This is a genomic window from Bradyrhizobium sp. RD5-C2 (assembly GCF_019972155.1).
Lineage (GTDB): Bacteria > Pseudomonadota > Alphaproteobacteria > Rhizobiales > Xanthobacteraceae > Bradyrhizobium.
In genome coordinates this window covers 215,652-233,594 of record NZ_BOVL01000022.1, presented here as the reverse complement: position 1 = coordinate 233,594, position 17,943 = coordinate 215,652, and the positions used below count along the sequence as shown (strand labels likewise).

Annotated in this window: 13 protein-coding genes; 10 read left to right on the top strand and 3 right to left on the bottom strand. The window is 66.0% G+C overall.

Annotated elements, in window-relative coordinates; all coding sequences use genetic code 11:
- Positions 1-49 precede the first annotated feature (49 nt).
- Complete coding sequence (locus tag BraRD5C2_RS29810; RefSeq protein WP_223974689.1) at positions 50-2,266, top strand: TonB-dependent receptor; 2,217 nt, start codon at positions 50-52, stop codon at positions 2,264-2,266.
- 112 nt (positions 2,267-2,378) lie between these two features.
- Complete coding sequence (locus BraRD5C2_RS29805; RefSeq protein WP_223974688.1) at positions 2,379-2,549, top strand: hypothetical protein; 171 nt, start codon at positions 2,379-2,381, stop codon at positions 2,547-2,549.
- Between the two features lie 102 nt (positions 2,550-2,651).
- Here BraRD5C2_RS29805 and BraRD5C2_RS29800 read toward each other — a convergent pair whose 3' ends face one another.
- On the bottom strand, positions 2,652-3,941 hold the full coding sequence (locus BraRD5C2_RS29800) for an ATP-grasp domain-containing protein (protein WP_223974687.1): 1,290 nt from the start codon (positions 3,939-3,941) through the stop codon (positions 2,652-2,654).
- 225 nt (positions 3,942-4,166) lie between these two features.
- On the opposite strand from BraRD5C2_RS29800, the gene BraRD5C2_RS29795 reads away from it, so the two are divergent.
- Positions 4,167-5,399 carry an MFS transporter gene (locus tag BraRD5C2_RS29795; RefSeq protein ID WP_223974686.1) on the top strand — a complete coding sequence of 411 codons (1,233 nt, stop codon included), beginning with the start codon at positions 4,167-4,169 and terminating at the stop codon, positions 5,397-5,399.
- 63 nt (positions 5,400-5,462) lie between these two features.
- Here the strand turns inward: BraRD5C2_RS29795 and BraRD5C2_RS29790 are convergent, their stop codons facing one another.
- Positions 5,463-6,938 carry a CYTH and CHAD domain-containing protein gene (locus BraRD5C2_RS29790; RefSeq protein ID WP_249788371.1) on the bottom strand — a complete coding sequence of 492 codons (1,476 nt, stop codon included), beginning with the start codon at positions 6,936-6,938 and terminating at the stop codon, positions 5,463-5,465.
- Here BraRD5C2_RS29790 and BraRD5C2_RS29785 point away from each other — a divergent pair.
- From BraRD5C2_RS29785 to BraRD5C2_RS29775, 3 genes are all read left to right on the top strand, one after another.
- Positions 6,834-7,055 (top strand): hypothetical protein, encoded by a 222-nt coding sequence (locus BraRD5C2_RS29785; RefSeq protein ID WP_223975000.1) that lies wholly within the window; start codon positions 6,834-6,836, stop codon positions 7,053-7,055. The two genes, BraRD5C2_RS29790 and BraRD5C2_RS29785, sit on opposite strands and share 105 nt — an antisense overlap.
- 408 nt (positions 7,056-7,463) lie before the next feature.
- Positions 7,464-9,284: a chloride channel protein gene (locus BraRD5C2_RS29780; protein WP_223974685.1), complete on the top strand. Its 1,821-nt coding sequence runs from the start codon at positions 7,464-7,466 to the stop codon at positions 9,282-9,284.
- Positions 9,285-9,450: 166 nt separating this feature from the next.
- Positions 9,451-11,169, top strand: coding sequence for an N-acyl-D-amino-acid deacylase family protein (locus tag BraRD5C2_RS29775; RefSeq protein ID WP_223974684.1), 1,719 nt, complete (start codon positions 9,451-9,453; stop codon positions 11,167-11,169).
- A gap of 188 nt (positions 11,170-11,357) precedes the next feature.
- Here the strand turns inward: BraRD5C2_RS29775 and BraRD5C2_RS29770 are convergent, their stop codons facing one another.
- Positions 11,358-12,674: an MFS transporter gene (locus BraRD5C2_RS29770; protein ID WP_223974683.1), complete on the bottom strand. Its 1,317-nt coding sequence runs from the start codon at positions 12,672-12,674 to the stop codon at positions 11,358-11,360.
- Positions 12,675-12,922: 248 nt separating this feature from the next.
- Here BraRD5C2_RS29770 and BraRD5C2_RS29765 point away from each other — a divergent pair, with 248 nt between their 5' ends.
- Genes BraRD5C2_RS29765 through BraRD5C2_RS29750 form a run of 4 tightly spaced genes read left to right on the top strand, consistent with a single transcriptional unit; the run spans position 12,923 to position 17,906 of the window.
- Positions 12,923-13,681, top strand: a complete 759-nt coding sequence (locus BraRD5C2_RS29765; protein ID WP_223974681.1) for a class I SAM-dependent methyltransferase — start codon at positions 12,923-12,925, stop codon at positions 13,679-13,681.
- A gap of 40 nt (positions 13,682-13,721) precedes the next feature.
- Complete coding sequence (locus BraRD5C2_RS29760; RefSeq protein WP_223974679.1) at positions 13,722-14,375, top strand: ABC transporter ATP-binding protein; 654 nt, start codon at positions 13,722-13,724, stop codon at positions 14,373-14,375.
- The gene (locus tag BraRD5C2_RS29755) at positions 14,372-16,831 is read left to right on the top strand and encodes an ABC transporter permease (protein WP_223974677.1); all 2,460 of its coding nucleotides are present in this window, start codon (positions 14,372-14,374) and stop codon (positions 16,829-16,831) included. Before BraRD5C2_RS29760 ends, BraRD5C2_RS29755 begins: the two co-directional genes overlap by 4 nt.
- Positions 16,821-17,906 carry a lipocalin-like domain-containing protein gene (locus tag BraRD5C2_RS29750; protein WP_223974676.1) on the top strand — a complete coding sequence of 362 codons (1,086 nt, stop codon included), beginning with the start codon at positions 16,821-16,823 and terminating at the stop codon, positions 17,904-17,906. The genes BraRD5C2_RS29755 and BraRD5C2_RS29750 overlap by 11 nt, the downstream gene beginning before the upstream one ends.
- Positions 17,907-17,943 lie beyond the last annotated feature (37 nt).

Here is a 17,943-nt window from a genome sequence, read left to right as displayed (position 1 = left end):
CTCCTTTCCACCCCAACGGCGCCGCCGCGCGCTTCTGCTCGCGTCGACGATGATCGCGCCAACAATCGTTCTCTCAACCGCACGGGCGCAGCAGGCGCCCGCTCCCGATCAGCTTCCGGCGATCGAAATCACCAAGCCAAGCGACCAGAATTTCACGCGCGCCAAGCCGGCCGCTGACGAAGCGCCGGCGCCGCGCCGCCCGGCACCGGGCACCGTGCAAAGCAATAATGTTGGCAGCGGAGCTGGATCAAACACGACAGGGACTGGACCGGCCACCGGAACGGGCGGCACCGGTAGCGGCGGCAGGCAGTTCGCGGGCATTGTCGGCTCCTCCTCGACCGTGATCACGGCCGACGACATCGCGCACTCCCCGCTGCAGTCGCTGCCCGAGATTCTCGCGCAGGTGCCGGGCGTGCAATTGCAAACGCTTTACGGCGGGCCGAACGGCGCCAAGACCTCGGTCGACCTGCGCGGCTTCGGCGCATTCGCCTCGGACAACACTCTGTTCCTGCTCAACGGCCGCCGCCTCAACGACGTCGACAAGGCCGGCTTCGATCTCACGACGATCCCGCTCGATTCGATCGAACGCATCGAGATCACCCGCGGCAATAGCGGTGCGGTGCTCTATGGCGACAACGCGGTGGGCGGCGTGGTCAACATCATCACCAAGACCGGCGCCGGCGGTCCGCCGGCGACGATACGCGCCGAAGGCGGCTTCGGCTCGTTCAACACCCGCATGGCCGCGGTGTCCGCGGCGCTCAATTCCGGCCCGTGGTCGACCTCGTTCTACGGCAACGGCATCAAGTCCGACGGCTACCGCGTCAACAACGCACTCGACCAGCGCAACGCCGTCGGCAACGTCAATTATACCACGTCCGATCTCACCGCCTTCCTCACCGTCACCGGCAGCGACCAGAAGCTCGGCCTGCCCGGCGGACGGCTGGTCGATCCGTCGATCGGCGTCAATGAGCTGCTCACCGATCGCCGCGGCGCGGCGACGCCGTTCGACTATGCCAACCAGCAGACCGCCAGCGTCACCACCGGCTTCACCAAGACGCTGATGAATGGCGTCGACCTCATCGTCGACGGCGGCTGGCGGCAGCGCGAGACGCAAAGCGGTTTCTTCGGCACCGTGCCGACCATCAGCTTCGCCTCGACCTATAATGATGCCGCGCTACAGACCTGGTCGATCACGCCGCGGCTCAGCGTCAAGAACGTCGTGCTGGGCATGCCGTCCACGATCCTGACCGGCATAGATTATTACGATTCGACGTTTCGCGAGGCACGCGGCGCCTATCAGGGCGTCGATCCCTATCACATCTACAATATCGAGCAGCAAACCGTGGCCGGGTACTGGCAGCACACGATCGGCGTGCTGCCGACGACCGATTTCTCCTACGGTGCGCGCGTCCAGAATACCAGCGTCTCGGCACGCGATCGCTACGATCCGAACGCACCGTTTGCGTTCGACACGCAGGCGGCGCCGCTCGACAGCAACGAGACCCAATACGCGCTGCATGTCGGCGCCGAGCATCGCTTCACCGACACCTTCTCGGTGTTCGGCCGCGCCGCGCGCGCATTCCGCACACCCGATGTCGACGAGCGCGTCGCATCGGGGCCGTCATTCGACCCGCTCACCTTCGCCCCGATCCCGCAGAACTTCCAGCTCAAGACCCAGACGTCGCAGGACGTCGAGGGCGGCTTCCGGGTCAAGACCAACTTGTTTCAGGTCCAGACCAGCATCTATCTGATGGATCTCGAGAACGAGATCCATTTCAACCCGGTGTTGTTCTACAACACTAACCTCGACCCCACCCGCCGCTACGGCTCGGAGACCAGCGCCTCGCTCAAGGTCAGCGACAGTGTCACCCTGCGCGGCGGCATGGCGATCACCCGTGCCGTCTTCCGCGAAGGCATCTGGGCCGGCAACGACGTGCCGCTAGTGTCGCGCTACACCGGCAATCTCGGCGTGACCTGGAATATCTGGCAGAACTATCTGGTGTTCGACGCTACGGTGCGGGCCTGGAGTTCGCGCATCATGGACAACGACCAGGCCAACACCCAGAGCCGGATTCTCGGCAACGCCACCGCCGATCTCAAGCTGAGCGGGCAATATGACCGCTTCTTCTGGTCGCTCAGCGTGAACAATCTGTTCAACGCGCTTTACTACGACTACGCCATCGCGAGCTCATTCACGGCCGGCCGCTTCTCGGCCTATCCGCTGCCCGGCCGCACCTACATGGTCAAGGCCGGCGCGACGTTCTAGAGCATGATCGGCGCGGCGGGTGTGATCCCGCCGTGCCGCCTCCTCACGTTACAAGCGGCCGCAAACTGGAGTAGAATTCCGGCAGATGATTTGACCCGCGCAGGGGAAACGCATGGCCAAGGCCGGAAAGAAGAGCAAGGGCAGCGGCAAGATCGACGACAAGTCCGATGACAAGTCGAAAAAGCCTCCGCCGCCCGCAGCGCCGCAGGACGACGATTATGAGGATGGCGACATCGCCACGCCGAAGGTCGATCGCTACGGCAATGACGATGAGCCGTTGTGAGAGACAGCGATATCCATCCCCACGTCGTCCCGGCGAAAGCCGGGACCCATACTCCGCAGCGGATGTTGTGAATGGGCATCGCTCACCCATAACCATTCGTGGTTATGGGTCCCGGCTTTCGCCGGGACGACGTGTTGAGAGATCGCGCAAAAAACTTTCACCCTCGATTGTCCTGATACTCGCGCGATCGAGCAGATGCGCGCCGAAGCCGCCGCGCGCCAGCGATGAGGCGATCGGCGGTGATGCCAGCAGCAGCGCGGTCGTCATCGCGAGCGGCACGGCGCTGAGCCAATCGAGCCGCACCGGCGTCAATTCCTCGCTGCTTCCCCGATAGAGACCTTCGCCCGCGGCGATGCGGCCGCATTCCCTGATCAGGTCGCGCCGGGTGCCGTCGCGCGATGCGCTGCCGAGCAGCGCCTGCATCGCGAGATGCGTCCGCACGCCGACGCGGCCATCGGGCAGCGGCGGCGGCGTCTCGCCAAGCGAGACCCGCAGCAGGAGATCGACCAAGTCGGTGCCCGACTGATACGCGTTCATCGGCTCGACAAGCCGCGGGTTGCAGTCGATCAACAGCGGCGTCGCGCTGTCGAGCGGCATGATGACGTCGACCGAGAGCGCGCCGTGCCAGCCGAGATGCGCGCCGATGGTCTCGAGCGCGGCGCGGATCGCCGGCCGGCTCACGCTCTCCTTGATCGCCTCGCCGCCGCCGACGCCGGCCGCGATCTGCCGGTAGGCGTGGAAGCCTATCAGCGTGCCGCGGCAGAACACCGACTGGGCCTTCTCGACCGTGCCCGTGATGAGATCCTGCGCCAGCACCTCGCCGGCAAAATCGCCGGCGGATTCGAGATCGTAGAGCGCGCGGTTGAGATCGCCGGCATCGCGCACGAACCAGACGCCGCGGCTGGCGGTGCCGACCGACGTCTTGACCACGGATGGAAACCGCAGGCCGTCGCGCAGTCCGTCGGCCGAGGTCACGATCCGGGTCGGCGGCTGCTGCAGCCCGAGCCGGTCGAGCAGCCGGCTGAAGCCGGCCTTGCTGTGCACCGCGCGATAGCTGTCGAAGTCCGGCAGCGCCAGACCGGTACGTGATGTCAGCCGCGCCGCGGCGCGGGCGAACAGAAACCCCTGCTCATGGGTCGGCAGCAGCACATCGAACCGCCGCGACGCCAGCAGCCGCTCGACGAAGCGCAGGAAGCCGGCCGGATCTGACCGCAGCGGCGGGCAATGGTGGTACTTGTGGACAAAGCGGGAGTAGCGCGCCAGGCACCAGCGCGAGGGGTCGCAGACCTCGACGTGATGGCCGGCCAGCCCCAGGATCGTGATCGCCTCACGGCCGGAGGTGCTGGAGCCCTCTGACACAAGCACCCGGAGCGGCTTTTTGGGGTCGATCATGACCGATCATCACCGCAGGACCGTACTTTGTCGCCGCCTTTAATGCCGCATGTGTCGATCCGGCACGCCCGCGCCGGGGGCAGCCATGCAGGCGCGTTCATGGACAATTAGCGGCCAGCCTTTATTTTCTGCCCGCCCTGCCGGGCATATTTTTTGACGCGTTTTCTGCACGCGAACCGATACCCTCTTCGCTCGAAAACGCTTTGGAATTGGGGTTTCACTGACATGGTCGATATTCTGGCCGCACCGCAGCAAGCAAAAGCCGACAGTGCGCTGCGCACGCTGACGGGCATTTCGGTCGCCCATTGGGTCAGCCATTTCCATATCTTCGTGCTGCCGATGCTGTTCCCGTTCCTGAAGCAGCAGCTCGGCGTCGGCTTTGTCGAACTCGGTTTCGCGCTGACAGTGTTCGCGGTGGTCTCCGGCCTGACCCAGGCGCCGATCGGCTACCTCGCCGACCATATCGGCGCGCGCAAGATCCTGCTGATCGGACTGACCATCGGCGGCTGCGCGCTGATCGGGCTCGGTCTGCATCTGAGCTACACCTCGCTGATCGTCTGCGCCGTGGCGCTCGGCCTCGCCAACAGCGTCTACCATCCGGCCGACTACGCCATCCTCTCGGCCCATATGGACGAGGCGCGAATGGGCCGCGCCTTCTCGATCCACACCTTTGCCGGCTTCCTCGGCGGCGCGGTGGCGCCTGCGATCATGGCAGCGCTGGTCGCCTCGATCGGCGGCCTCGGCGCGCTGGTCGTTGCCGGCGCGGTCGGACCGCTGGTGGCGCTATTCCTGATCGTGCTCGGCATTCCCGATGCCGGCGCCAACAAGAACAAGCCGAAGGACGACTCAGCACCGAAGGCCAGCGTGATCACGCCGGCGCTGATGGTGCTGACCGCGTTCTTCACGCTGCTCAGCCTGTCGACCTCGGGCATCAACAATTTCGGCGTGGTCGCGCTGATGGGCGGTTACGGCGCGTCGTTCTCGACCGCCAACATCGCACTCACCGCGTTCCTCGGCGCCAGCGCCGCGGGCGTGCTCGCGGGCGGCTATCTCGCCGACTGGACCCATCGCCACAGCCAGCTTGCCGCGGCCTGCTTCGCGGTCAATGCCGTGCTGGTGCTGCTGATTGCGCTGATGAACCTGCCGCCGGTGGCGCTCACCTTCGCGATGGGGCTCGCCGGATTCCTCGGCGGCGTGATCGCGCCATCCCGCGACATGATGGTGCGCAACGCCGCGCCTCCCGGTGCCGCCGGCCGCGCCTTCGGCATCGTCTCCACCGGCTTCAACTTCGGCGGCATCGTCAGCCCGCTGCTGTTCGGCTGGATCATGGACCAGCACATGCCGCATTGGGTGTTCGGTGCGTCGGTGGGCTTCATGGTGCTGACTGTGCTGCTTGCGCTGGTCACCGAGCGCAAGCCGCAGGCCTCCGGGCTTGCGATCCAGGCGCAGCCCCGTTAGGGCACCCTGCCGCATCGATCTGTTGTCCACGAGAGGCGCGGCCGATACGCGCCGCCGCCGAATTCAGCGGCCCCAGAACGCCGGCGTCGTCTTGAAGCGGCGCCAGCTCTTGCGCAGCGCTTTCGCGACCGCGATCTGATCGCGGGCCAGCCAGCCGGCCATCGCGCCGATACCGAGATGAAGCGCGGGTTGGTCGTCCTGCGCGATGGTGTGGAGCAGCACGCGCGTACTGCCGATGTCGCAGACCCGCCCGAGGCTGTTCTGCAGCCCGGCGAGCCGCTTCACATAGCGCTTCGCGGGCGCGTGAGACGCATAGAGCGGCAGAAAGAACTCCGCCGCATAGCGCAACTTCTTGAGATTGATTCTGAGATTGTGCTGCGCGTTGATATCGAGCCGCCGGAACCGCGCACCCCGCTTCAATGTCTTGCGATGCAATCGTTCGAGGATTTGATCGGCGAGCACCGGCATCGGCTGTGACAGGACAGCCAGCGCTTCGCTGTCGATCTCGTTGCGCCAGCTGCGGCGTTCCACCAGATGCCCCAGCGAGAGCAGGAAGCGGCTGCATCGAGGGTCAGCCAGAACGCTTTGCAAGGTTCCGTAGCTCGACTTCTGCCGCTGCTCGACCGCCTTGCGAAGGCCGTCCAGGTCGATATCCGGAACCGCGCTGACGAGGCGGGTGATGGTCGTTCCGGCGAACACGTCCCAATCCCGGGCCTTGCCGAGTTGCCGCATCAGCCATTTTGCTTCGCTGTTGATCGCCAGAAATGCCGGCGCAGGAATGTCGCGCCGGAACAGCGCACAGATCGTCCGCAAGCGCCGCAAGGCCACGCGCATCTGGTGCACGCCTTCGGGGTCCGATCCCTGCTCGGCCACCGCGTGATTTTTCAAAAGATGATGCCAGCAGGAGCCCACCAGCAGTGCGATGACGTCGTCGACCACGAGGTCCGCCGTGATGCCTGACAAGTCGGCCTTCGTTGCCGACGGCGCGACATCGAACGCCAGCGCATAGCCGCGTTCCGCCTTGCTCCGCGTGCCGATCTGCAGCGGCGCGGCGTCGAGCAGCTGGGTTCCGAGATCGAACAGGACGCCGGCATTGCCGCTCTTCAGTTCAAGCTCGATTTCCGACAGCACCTCCTGGCGCGCATCGGCCTCGATCGTCCCCTCGTCGAATGCGATCTCAACCGACGCATCGGGCAGATCGAGCTGCCGCGCGTGCCGGCGCACTTTTGTCGCGAACACCGGCACCAGTCCATCGTTGCTCAGCCCCGCCACAGGATCGCCGACCTCGTCGGCGGGGAACCGCGCCAGATCGGGGGTGATGCCTTCAATCGGCATCTCCCATTGACGCCGCCTCAGAGGCTGCGCGCCATTGGACGAAAGCTTCAGCGTCTGGATGAAGCTTTTGCCGCTGCGTCGCACACGCAACGACATGCCATGCTGAAACAGCAGCCGCTCCGGCGTGTCATAATAGACCGTTTCCAGCCGGTGAAATGCGCCGCGATTGCGCGCATGCTGCACGATGCAGGCTGCCTCGCGCAGTTTTTCGAGGCTTCCTTGCGGCGCAAGCAGCTTGAGTTCGATTTCCGCCTGATCGCCATGCCTGACGGCAATGGCAGTCCCCGCATCGGTCACGACCGGCCGCCGTCCATCGAATGAAATCGCCCCCGGCATGGTCTATGAAGGTTTCATGACAATGACAAGGCATATCGCGCCATTGCAGCCCGCATTGGCCGCAAATTGTATCTAAGCTCACGCTTTTAAGTTGGATTTGGCCGCATCGCCATCCAAGCGCGAGAAGCGCGCCGAAGCGTGATGTGCAGCAGGAATTCATTCCGATCGCCGCGACAACATTTGCTTCAAGAGCGGCTCGATCCGCGACAGCGCATCGAGATCAACCGCAGACAGTTCGGCGAGACGATCGGCCTGGCCCGGAACCCGTTTCAGGGCCTTGCCTTGCGATCTCGGGGGTCGTTTCAACGCTGCCATTCGATGGCTACCGCTTGTAATTATATCGCAATACGATATGACGCGCGCGTCCACTCCACCCCGAGCCTTACGCCACCCATGAGCGTCATTTCCACCAAATCGAACACCTCCGCCAAAGCCACCGCCAAGACCAGCAATACGATCGGCGACAAGGCCAGCCACCTGCTGAGCGACTTCACCACCGATCCTCGCGTCGTGGTGATCTCGGCGATCGCCGTGTTCGTCTCCGCCGCCGGCGTGCTGGCCGGTGCGGGACTGCTGCAGCTGATCAAGCTTGCCACCAACATCGCCTATTTCGGCCAGTTCAGCTTCGCCGACCTGAAATTGCAGGATTCGCCGCTTGGCCTCTGGACCGTGCTGGTGCCGGTCGCGGGCTCGCTGATCATCGGACTGATGGCGCGCTTCGGCAGCGAGAAGATCCGCGGGCACGGCATTCCGGAGGCCATCGAGGCCATCTTGCTGGGCCGCTCGCGGCTCGATCCCAAGGTCGCGATCCTGAAGCCCTTGTCGTCGGCGATCTCGATCGGCACCGGCGGCCCGTTCGGCGCCGAGGGCCCGATCATCATGACGGGCGGCGCGATCGGCTCTCTGATCGCACAGATGCTCCCCGTCACGGACAACGAGCGCAAGACCCTGCTGGTGGCCGGCGCCGCCGCCGGCATGACCACCGTGTTCGGAACGCCGATCGCCGCGATCATGCTCGCGGTCGAACTGCTGCTGTTCGAATGGACGCCGCGCAGCTTCATTCCGGTCACCGTCGCCGCCGTGGTGGCGGCGGTCGGGCGCACCTTCCTGCACATGCCGGCGCCGCTGTTTCCGTTCACCGGCAGCGTCGACATCTCCGTGTTGCAGCTCGGCGCCTGGATGCTGATCGGAATCCTCTCCGGGCTGCTGTCGGGCGTGCTCACCCAGCTGGTCTATGGTTGCGAGGACATTTTCCTCAAACTGCCGATCCACTGGATGTGGTGGCCGCTGATCGGCGGCCTGGTCGTTGGCCTCGGCGGCCTGATCGAACCGCAGGCGCTCGGCGTCGGCTATGACAACCTCGCTTCGATGCTGCAAGGCGACGTGGTGCTGAAAGCGGCGCTGCTGCTGCTGGTGGTGAAGGCCGTGATCTGGTCGGTCGCGCTCGGCTCGGGCACGTCCGGCGGCGTGCTGGCGCCGCTGCTGATCATGGGCGGCGCGATGGGAACGGCGCTGAGCGGCTACCTTCCGGCGGCGAGCCCCGGCTTCTGGGCACTGCTGGCGATGGCGGCGACGATGGGCGGCACGATGCGCTCGCCTTTGACCGCGACCTTCTTCGCGGTCGAGCTCACCGGCAACACCCATGTGCTGCTGCCGCTGATCGCGGCCTGCTGCAGCGCGCATGGCGTCACGGTGCTGCTGATGCGGCGATCGATCCTGACCGAGAAGGTCGCTCGGCGCGGTCACCATCTTGTGCGCGAGTACCGGGTCGATCCCTTTGCGCTGACGCGAGTGCGCGACGTGATGACCAAGGCGGTCGAGACGGTCGCCGACACCATGACGCTGCACGGCGCGGCAGCCTTCCTGACCAACCCGAAGACCGGTCACCCGAGCTTCCCGGTCGTCGACGCCAACCATCACGTGCTCGGGGTGATCGACCCGCCGTCCGTGCTGCGCTGGCGCCGCGCCGGCAAGCATCGCACCGCGACGCTCAACCAGCTGCTGGCGGGCAGCAAGATCACCGTCGCGTATCCCGATGAGTATCTGGACCGGCTCGCCGACCGCCTGATGCAGGTCAACGTCTCGCATCTGCCCGTCATCTCGCGCGAGGATCAGCGCCTCGTCGGCTACATCGGCTGGAAGGACCTGATGCGGGTGCGCGCCAGGCTGCAGGCCGAGGAAACCCAGAAGACATCCTTCTTCGGCGCGCGATAGGTTCGAAGCGGCTTCCCCGGCGGAACAAATTTCCGCCGGGCGCAACGCATGTTCTCGCTGGCAAAATCGCTGCCAGCGCATCCCAGAGCTTCACCGGCGCTGGTTGACAGCATCAGGGGCTCACCCATGATGCCGGCAACCAAGAACAGCTCCGGGATGAAACGCCATGACCTCGACCCCAGACCTCGTGATCCGCGGCGGCAACATCGCCGACGGCAAGGGCGGCGACCTCTACGAGGCCGATGTCGCGATCTCGGGCGGCAAGATCACCGAAGTCGGCAAGGTCTCCGCAAAAGGCAAAGAAGAGATCGACGCGCGCGGCAGACTGGTGACGCCCGGCTTCGTCGACGTGCACACCCATTACGACGGTCAGGTCACCTGGAGCCAGGACATCACGCCGTCGTCGCAGAACGGCGTCACGACCGCGATCATGGGCAATTGCGGCGTCGGCTTCGCGCCGTGCCGGCCGAGCGATCACGGCAGGCTGATCCAGTTGATGGAAGGCGTCGAGGACATTCCGGAGCCGGTGCTAAGCGCCGGCATTCCCTGGGCATGGGAGAGCTTCCCCGACTACATGGAGTGGCTGTCGAAGCGCAGTTTCGACATGGACATCGGCGCGCAACTGCCGCACGCAGCGCTACGGGTCTATGTGATGGGCGAGCGCGGCGCGCGCCGCGAGCCCGCAACCGTGGAGGACAACCAGGCGATGGCGGCGCTCGCAGGTGATGCGGTGCGATCGGGCGCGCTGGGCTTCTCGACCTCGCGCACGCTCAATCACCGCACCTCGACCGGCGACTACACACCGACACTGAAGGCGGGCGAGGATGAATTGACCGCGATCGCCGGCGCGATGCACGGCGTCGGCCGCAGCGTACTGCAATTCGTGCTCGACCAGAGCACCGTCCACGAAGACCTGCCGATGATGCTGCGGGTCGCTGAGAACACAAAGTGCCCGATCTCGTTCTCGGTCGCCCAGGCCGACAAGGCGCCGCGGCGCTGGCGGCAGACCATGGACACCATCAATCAGGCCGCCGCGCGCGGCCTGTCGATCACGACCCAGATCGCGGCGCGGCCGGTTGGGCTGCTGCTCGGGCTGGAATTGTCGCGCAACCCGTTCCAGACCCATCCGAGCTATCGCGAAATCGCCAGGCTGCCGCTGGCCGAGCGGCTGACGCATCTGCGCCGGCCCGAGGTGCGCGCCGCGATCCTGAGCGAGAGCGCGACGGCGACCGACGATCCGCTGTTCTTCCGGCCGAACTACGACAAGATGTACCTCCTGGGCAATCCGCCGGACTACGAACAGCCGCCGGAGAACGCGCTCGGCCCGCAGGCGCGCCGCCAGGGCCGGCAGCCGGAGGAGCTCGCCTATGACGCGATGCTGACCGACGAGGGCCGCGGCATGCTCTATGTGCCGTTCCTGAACTATGCCGACGGCAATCTCGATGCCGTGCATGAGATGCTGCGCGAACCGAGCGCCGTGCCCGGCCTGTCCGACGGCGGCGCGCATTGCGGCATCATCTGCGACGCCAGCTTCCCGACTTATCTGCTGACGCACTGGACGCGCGATCGCAGCCGTGGCGAGAAGCTCTCGATCCCGTTCGTAATCGCGGCACAGTCGCGCAAGACCGCGCTGTCGGTTGGGCTCACTGATCGCGGCGTGATCGCGCCGGGCTTCAAGGCCGACGTCAACGTGATCGACTACGACCGGCTGCATCTGCATCCGCCGAAGGTGCATTACGACCTGCCGGTCGGCGGACGCCGTCTGTTGCAACAGGTCGACGGCTACGACGCCACCATCGTCTCCGGCGTGGTCACCCAGCGCGAAGGCAAGGCCACCGGCGCGCGGCCGGGCAGGCTGGTGCGCGGCGCGCAGGGAATGAACTGAGGTAGACGCAACCCTCCCCTGGAGGGGGAGGGTCGGATCACATTGAGCGCAGCGAAATGTGAGACGGGGTGGGGTGGCCTCTCAGGCAGTGCCCGAATGGAGAGATCACCCCACCCCGCTGTGCATTCCGCTTCGCTACATGCTCAGCGACCCTCCCTCTCCAGGGGAGGATCGAAGCATCACGGCCCTTACGTCGGCGACATCGCGCCCTTGATCGTGCCCGCCTGCTGCGAGCTGCCGGTCAGCCGTGCGCGCTCGGTGTTGGGCCACAGCAGCAGCAATCCGAGCAGGCCGGAGCCGACCATGATTGCGGCGTTGATGGTGAAGCCGCTCATATAACCGGCCATCGGCGTGGCGGCGTGCTGGATCACACTGCCCATCACCGTCGGCGCCAGGATGCCGGAGATGGTGTACAGCGCGCCGTAGATCGCGATGATCGCGCCGCGCTGCGATACCGGCGTGAACTCGCCGAGCATCGGCGGGCACACCACATAGATCGAGCCGCACAGGCCGGAGCCGATCACCAGCAGTGCGATCATCAGCGCGCCCGGCGGCGCATAGGGCAGCGTTGCGAGGATGCAGCCGCCGATGATCAGAGGCACCGAGCCGAGCACGCCGCGCGCGCCGCGGGTGGTGAAGCCGCGCGCCAGCATCAGCTGCGAGATCCAGCCGGTCAGGAGCACGATCGTCGCACCGAAGATCCAGGGCAGGATCGAGACGAAGCCGGCCTGCTGCTGCGAGAAGCCGAGCCCCTCGATGATGAACGACGTGAACCAGGTCAGTCCGAGCGAAAGCGCCCAATAGGCGCCAAAGGTCGCGACCACGCAGCCGACGAAGGTGCGCGATGTCAGCAGCTTCCAGTAGGGAATCCGCTGCTCGTCGGCGACGGCGGCAGCCGTCGACACCAGCGGCCCTTCCTTGCCGAGCGCGAACCAGGCGACGGTCCAGATCAGGCCGACGATTCCGAGCGCGCCGAAGGCGTGATGCCAGCTGTGATTGACGATGATCCAGTTCAGCGCCGGCACCGCGAGGATCACGCCGAACGCCGAACCCTGCGACAGGATCGCGGTCGGCAGCGTGCGCTTCTCGTCCGGAAACCATTTGTAGATGGCGTGCGCGGCGACCGAGAAGGCCGGTCCCTCACCGGCGCCGAGGATGATGCGGCAGATCACCAGCGTCGTATAGCTGACGGTGCCGATCATCGGAAACTGCGCCAGCGACCAGATCACCGCCAGGATCAGCAGCACCCAGCGCGTATCAACGCGGTTGACGATGAAGCCGACCACGATCGCCGAGATCGAGAACAGGATGAAGAAGGCCGAGCCGAGATCGCCGAATTGCTCCGGGGTGAGACCCATCTCCTTCCGGATCGGCACGCCGGCAAGCCCGACCACGATCTTGTCCGCAAAGTTCACCACCATGAACAGGAATAGAAGGAAGGTGATCTGCCAGGCGCCTTTGGGCGTCCCCGTTGACGTCCCCTTGGACGTCGGTTGCGTCGTCATGTCTGGCTCCCCGTCGTTTCGTTTTTTGGCTTTGTAAGATCGGCCCCAATTGGTGATGCTAGCCACGCCTCGCTGCGCAACGCAACCCGCATTTCCTCGGGTTCTGTGGCCGGCGCGACACGATGGCCGGGCAAGCGCGCCCCGATCACGATCGCGTCGTCGCGGCCAGTGAAGCGGTGATCTGTCATGGGCCGGCTGCTATGCTCGGGGCAACGAAAAGCCGAGGTTATTGGAGGTTGGGTTATTTCATGAACAGATCGATCCTTCGCGCGGCCGCCTGCGCTGCGCTTGTGTCCGCCGCACTACTCGCCGTGCCTCAAGTCCGCGCCGAGGACGCCGCCGGTCCCGACTATGCGGCGATCGTCGCCGCGCCCGATCGCAGCGATGCGGATCGCCAGGTCGACCAGCGCCGCCAGCCGGCCAAGATGCTGGCCTTTGCCGGCGTCAAGCCCGGCATGAACATCCTCGACATGGCGGCGAGCGCAGGCTACAGCACCGAACTGTTGGCGCGCACCGTGGCTCCATCGGGCAAGGTCTACGCGCAGGATTCGGCGACCGTGCTCGAGCGCTTCGTCAAGGACAAGTTCGACACCCGCGCCAAGTCGCCGGCGATGAAGAACGTCGTCCATGTGGTGCGCGACTACGACGATCCGATCCCGCCCGAGGTCAACAACCTCGACATGATCACCTTGTTCTTTTTCTATCACGACATCAGCTATCTGCCGGTCGACCGCGCCGAGATGAACAAGAAGATGTTCGCCGCGCTGAAGCCGGGCGGCTACCTCGTGATCGCGGACCACTCGGCCAAGGCGGGCGAAGGCGTAAGCGTCGCCAAGACGCTGCACCGGATCGAGGAGAGCACCCTGAAGCAGGAGATCGAGGCAGCCGGCTTCAAGCTGGTGGCCGAGGCCGATTTCCTGCATCATGCGGAGGACCCGAAGGACATTCCCGTCTTCAAGGCGCCGGCGCCGATCGACGAGTTCGTCCTGAAATACCAGAAGCCTTGAATGAGGCACGGCCATCGCTTCATCTGACCAGACCGCCGCGGTGCTTCGCGTCACCGGCCTGACCAAGAGTTATCGCTCTGCCGGTGAAGACGTCGCGGTACTGCGCGGCGTCGATCTGGCCGTTGCAACCGGCGAGAGCGTGGCGTTATCGGGCGAATCCGGCAGCGGCAAGAGCACGCTGCTGCATCTGATCGCAGGGCTCGATGCCGCCGACAGCGGCGAGATCCGGCTTGCCGACATCACCGTCTCCGCCCTCAATGACGCCGGCCGCGCCGAGCTGCGCCGCGACCGGCTCGGCCTCGTGTTCCAGCAGTTCAACCTGATCCCGAGCCTGACGGTTGCGGACAATCTGGTCTTCCAGTCCCGCATCGCCGGCCGCCACGATGCGGCCTGGCATGACGAGCTGGTCGAGCGCCTTGGGCTAAAGCAGCTCCTGAAGCGCTATCCCGAGCAATTGTCCGGCGGCCAGCAGCAGCGCGTCGCGATCGGTCGCGCGCTGGCGCCGAAGCCGCTGCTGCTGCTCGCTGACGAGCCAACCGGCAATCTCGACGAGGACACCGCCGACGAGGTGCTGCATCTGGCGCGCGATCTGGTGGCGCGTACCGGCTGCGGCTTCCTGATGGTCACCCACAGCGCGCGGCTCGCCGCGACGCTCGACCGCCAGCTCACCCTGCATGCCGGGGTCATCGCATGAGGCGGGCGCTGTGGATTCTCGCCGTGCTGCTCAGCTATTGGCGGCGGCATCCGATGCAGCTTGCGACGCTCTTGATCGGGCTGATCTCGGCGACCGCGCTGTGGAGCGGCGTGCAGGCGCTGAACCAGCAGGCCCGCATCGCCTATGACCGCGCCGCCGCGACCTTCGGCGGCTCGCGTACCGCCATGCTGGTGAGCCGCGATAGCGCGACCTTTCCTCAACAACTGTTCGTCGATCTGCGCCGCGCCGGCTGGCCGGTCTCACCGACGCTGGAGGGCCGCGTCCAGATCGACGGCCGCAACCTCCGCCTGCTCGGGGTCGAGCCGGTGACACTGCCGTCCGAGGTCGGCAACGCACCGGCGGTCGGGCGCGGCAACCTGCTGTCTTTCGTCACGCCGCCTGGTGAAATGCTGGTGGCGCCGGAAACGCTACGCGATCTCGGCCTCAAGGAAGGCGAACGGCCGCAGGCCAACGGCACGACCTTGCCGCCGCTGCGCGTGCAGGCGGAGCTCGCCCCCGGCGCACTCATCGTCGACATCGGCATCGCGCAGGACATCTTGAGAATGCCCGGCCAGGTGTCGCGCCTGCTGGTCGGCAAGTCCAAAGCACCGCATGCCACGCTGGAAAGCGTCGCGGGTGATAAGCTCCGCCTGGTCGAGCCTAGCGCCGAGAGCGACCTCGAACGCCTGACCGACAGTTTCCATCTCAACCTCACTGCCTTCGGCCTGTTGTCGTTCTTCGTGGGCCTGTTCATCGTCAACTCCGCGATCGGGCTCGCCTTCGAGCAGCGGCTGCCGATGCTGCGCACCTTGCGCGCCTGCGGCGTCTCGGCACGGCTGCTCAACACCGTGCTGGTGATCGAGCTGGTGTCGCTGGCGCTGGTCGCCGGCCTGATCGGCCTGGTCTGCGGTTACTTCATCGCGGCAGCCTTGCTGCCCGATGTCGCGGCCTCGCTGCGCGGGCTCTATGGCGCGCAGATCCCGGGACAGCTTTCGCTCAAGCCCGTCTGGTGGTTCGCCGGCATCGCCATCAGCATTCTGGGCGCGCTCGCTGCCGCCGCCGCGAGCCTTGCCAAGGCGATCCGGATGCCGGTGCTGGCGACAGCGCACCCGCAGGCCTGGCAGCAGGCGCAGCGCCGCTGGCTGATGTTCCAGAGCGCCGCAGCGCTCGCGGTGTTTGCGGTCGCAGCGGCTCTCATTCAGTTCGGCGATTCCCTGATCGCGGGCTTTGCCGTGCTGGCCGCGCTGATGCTCGGCGCGGCGTTGATCCTGCCGATGGTGCTGCAGATCGCGCTCGCGTTAGGCCAGCGCAGCGCGCGGGCGCCAGTCGGCATCTGGTTCTGGGCCGACAGCCGCCAGCAGCTCTCGGGCCTGTCGCTGGCGCTGATGGCGCTGTTGCTCGCGCTCGCGGTCAATGTCGGCGTCAGCACCATGGTGGAAAGTTTCAGCCGCACCTTCCTGGTCTGGCTCGACGGCCGCCTCGCCGCCGACGTCTATGTCAGCGCCGCCAGCGATGCGCAGGCGAAGGAGATCAAGGCATGGCTGCGCGATCGGCCTGAAGTCGAGGCCATCCTGCCCGGCGGCCGCGCCGATACCCAATTCGGCGGCGCGCCGATCGAGGTGCTCGGTCTGCCCGACCACGTCACCTATCGCGACAACTGGCCGTTGCTGGAAAGCACGTCCAATGCCTGGGTCCGGCTGCGTCCCGGCGACACCTGTCTCGTCAGCGAGCAGCTGTCGCGGCGGATGAAGCTTACGATCGGCGATCATATCGAGGTGCCCGCCCCCGGCGGCAACTGGCCGCTCGAGATCGTCGGCATCTATGCCGATTACGGCAACCCCAAGGGCCAGATCGCGGTCAACTTCGCTGCGCTGACCCGGCGCTTCCCGCAAACGCCGCAGACCCGGCTCGGACTCCGCGTCGCGCCGGACAAGATCGCGCCGCTGATCACGGCGTTGCAGGAGAAGTTCGGCCTCGACGACCGCAACGTCGCCGACCAGGCGACGATGAAGCGGGAATCCAGGCGGGTGTTCAACCGCACCTTCTCGGTGACCGCGGCGCTCAACGCCTTCACGCTCGGCGTCGCCGGGATCGCGCTCCTGACCAGCCTGCTCACGCTGGCCAATTCGCAGCTGCCGCAGCTGGCGCCGCTGTGGGCGATCGGCCTGACGCGGCGACGGCTCGCGGCGCTCGAACTGCTGAAGACCATGGCGGTCGCGCTGATCACCGCGCTGTTCGCACTGCCGCTCGGCCTTCTGGTCGCGTGGTGCCTGCTTGCGATCGTCAATGTGAAAGCGTTCGGCTGGCGGCTGCCGTTCCACGTCTTTCCGTTACAGCTGATCGAGCTGCTCGCGGTGGCGCTCGCTGCAGCCTTCTGTGCGGCGGCACTGCCGGTCGCTAGACTGGCGCGCATGCAGCCGGCCAGCCTGATCAGGATCTTTGTCAATGAGCGCTAGCGGCGCGATCACCCGTCGCGCCTTTGCCGGCGGTGCGCTGGCGCTCGCGCTCGGCGACAAGGGTTTTGCGCAGGGCTTTGCCGGGCTCGGCGAGAATGCCGAAGGTTTTGCCGCCGTTACGCCCGGCAGGCCGTTCGTATTCCCCATGGATCACGGCCCGCATCCGGAATTCCGGATCGAGTGGTGGTACGTGACCGCGAATCTCTCCGACGCGAATGGTGCCGCCTATGGCGCGCAATGGACGCTGTTCCGCCAGGCGATGAAGCCGGGCGGCCCCAGCGAGGGCTGGGCCAATCAGCAGGTCTGGATGGGCCACGCCGCCGTGACCAGCGCCACCACGCATCGCTTCAGCGAGACCTTTGCGCGCGGCGGCGTCGGCCAGGCCGGTGTCGAAGCGACGCCGTTCCGCGCCTGGATCGACGCCTGGGAGATGCGCGGGATCGACCCGTTCGATGCGCCGCGCGTCGCGCCGCTCGAGCTGAAGGCCTCGGCTGCCGACTTCAGCACCGCGCTCCGCCTCGACGCCAATCGCCCGCTGGTGCTGCAAGGCGACCGTGGCTACAGCCGCAAGTCGGATCGTGGACAGGCCTCCTATTACTACAGCCAGCCGTTCTACCGGGCATCCGGCCGAATCGTGATCGACGACAGACCGGTCGACGTCACGGGCATGGCCTGGATGGATCGCGAATGGAGCAGCCAGCCATTGGCGGCCGATCAAACCGGCTGGGACTGGTTCTCGCTGCATCTGCCCGGCGACGAGAAGCTGATGCTGTACCGGCTGCGCCAGAAGGATGGCCGCGAGAACCTGTTCGGTAACTGGATCACGGCGGACGGCGGCTCGGCCGAGATTGCGGCAGCCGGCAACAGCATCACGCCGACTGCGACCACCGAAATCGACGGCCGCAAGCTGCCGACATCTTGGCGCGTGACGCTGCCTACCCGCGGCCTTGCCATCGAAACCACGCCGGTCAATCCGAAGGCCTGGATGGGGACCAGCTTCCCTTATTGGGAGGGCCCGATCCGCTTTGCGGGCAGTCACGCGGGAATCGGCTATCTTGAGATGACCGGGTACTAGAGCGGCCCAGCAAAAAATTCCGCCAGTCACACCGGTC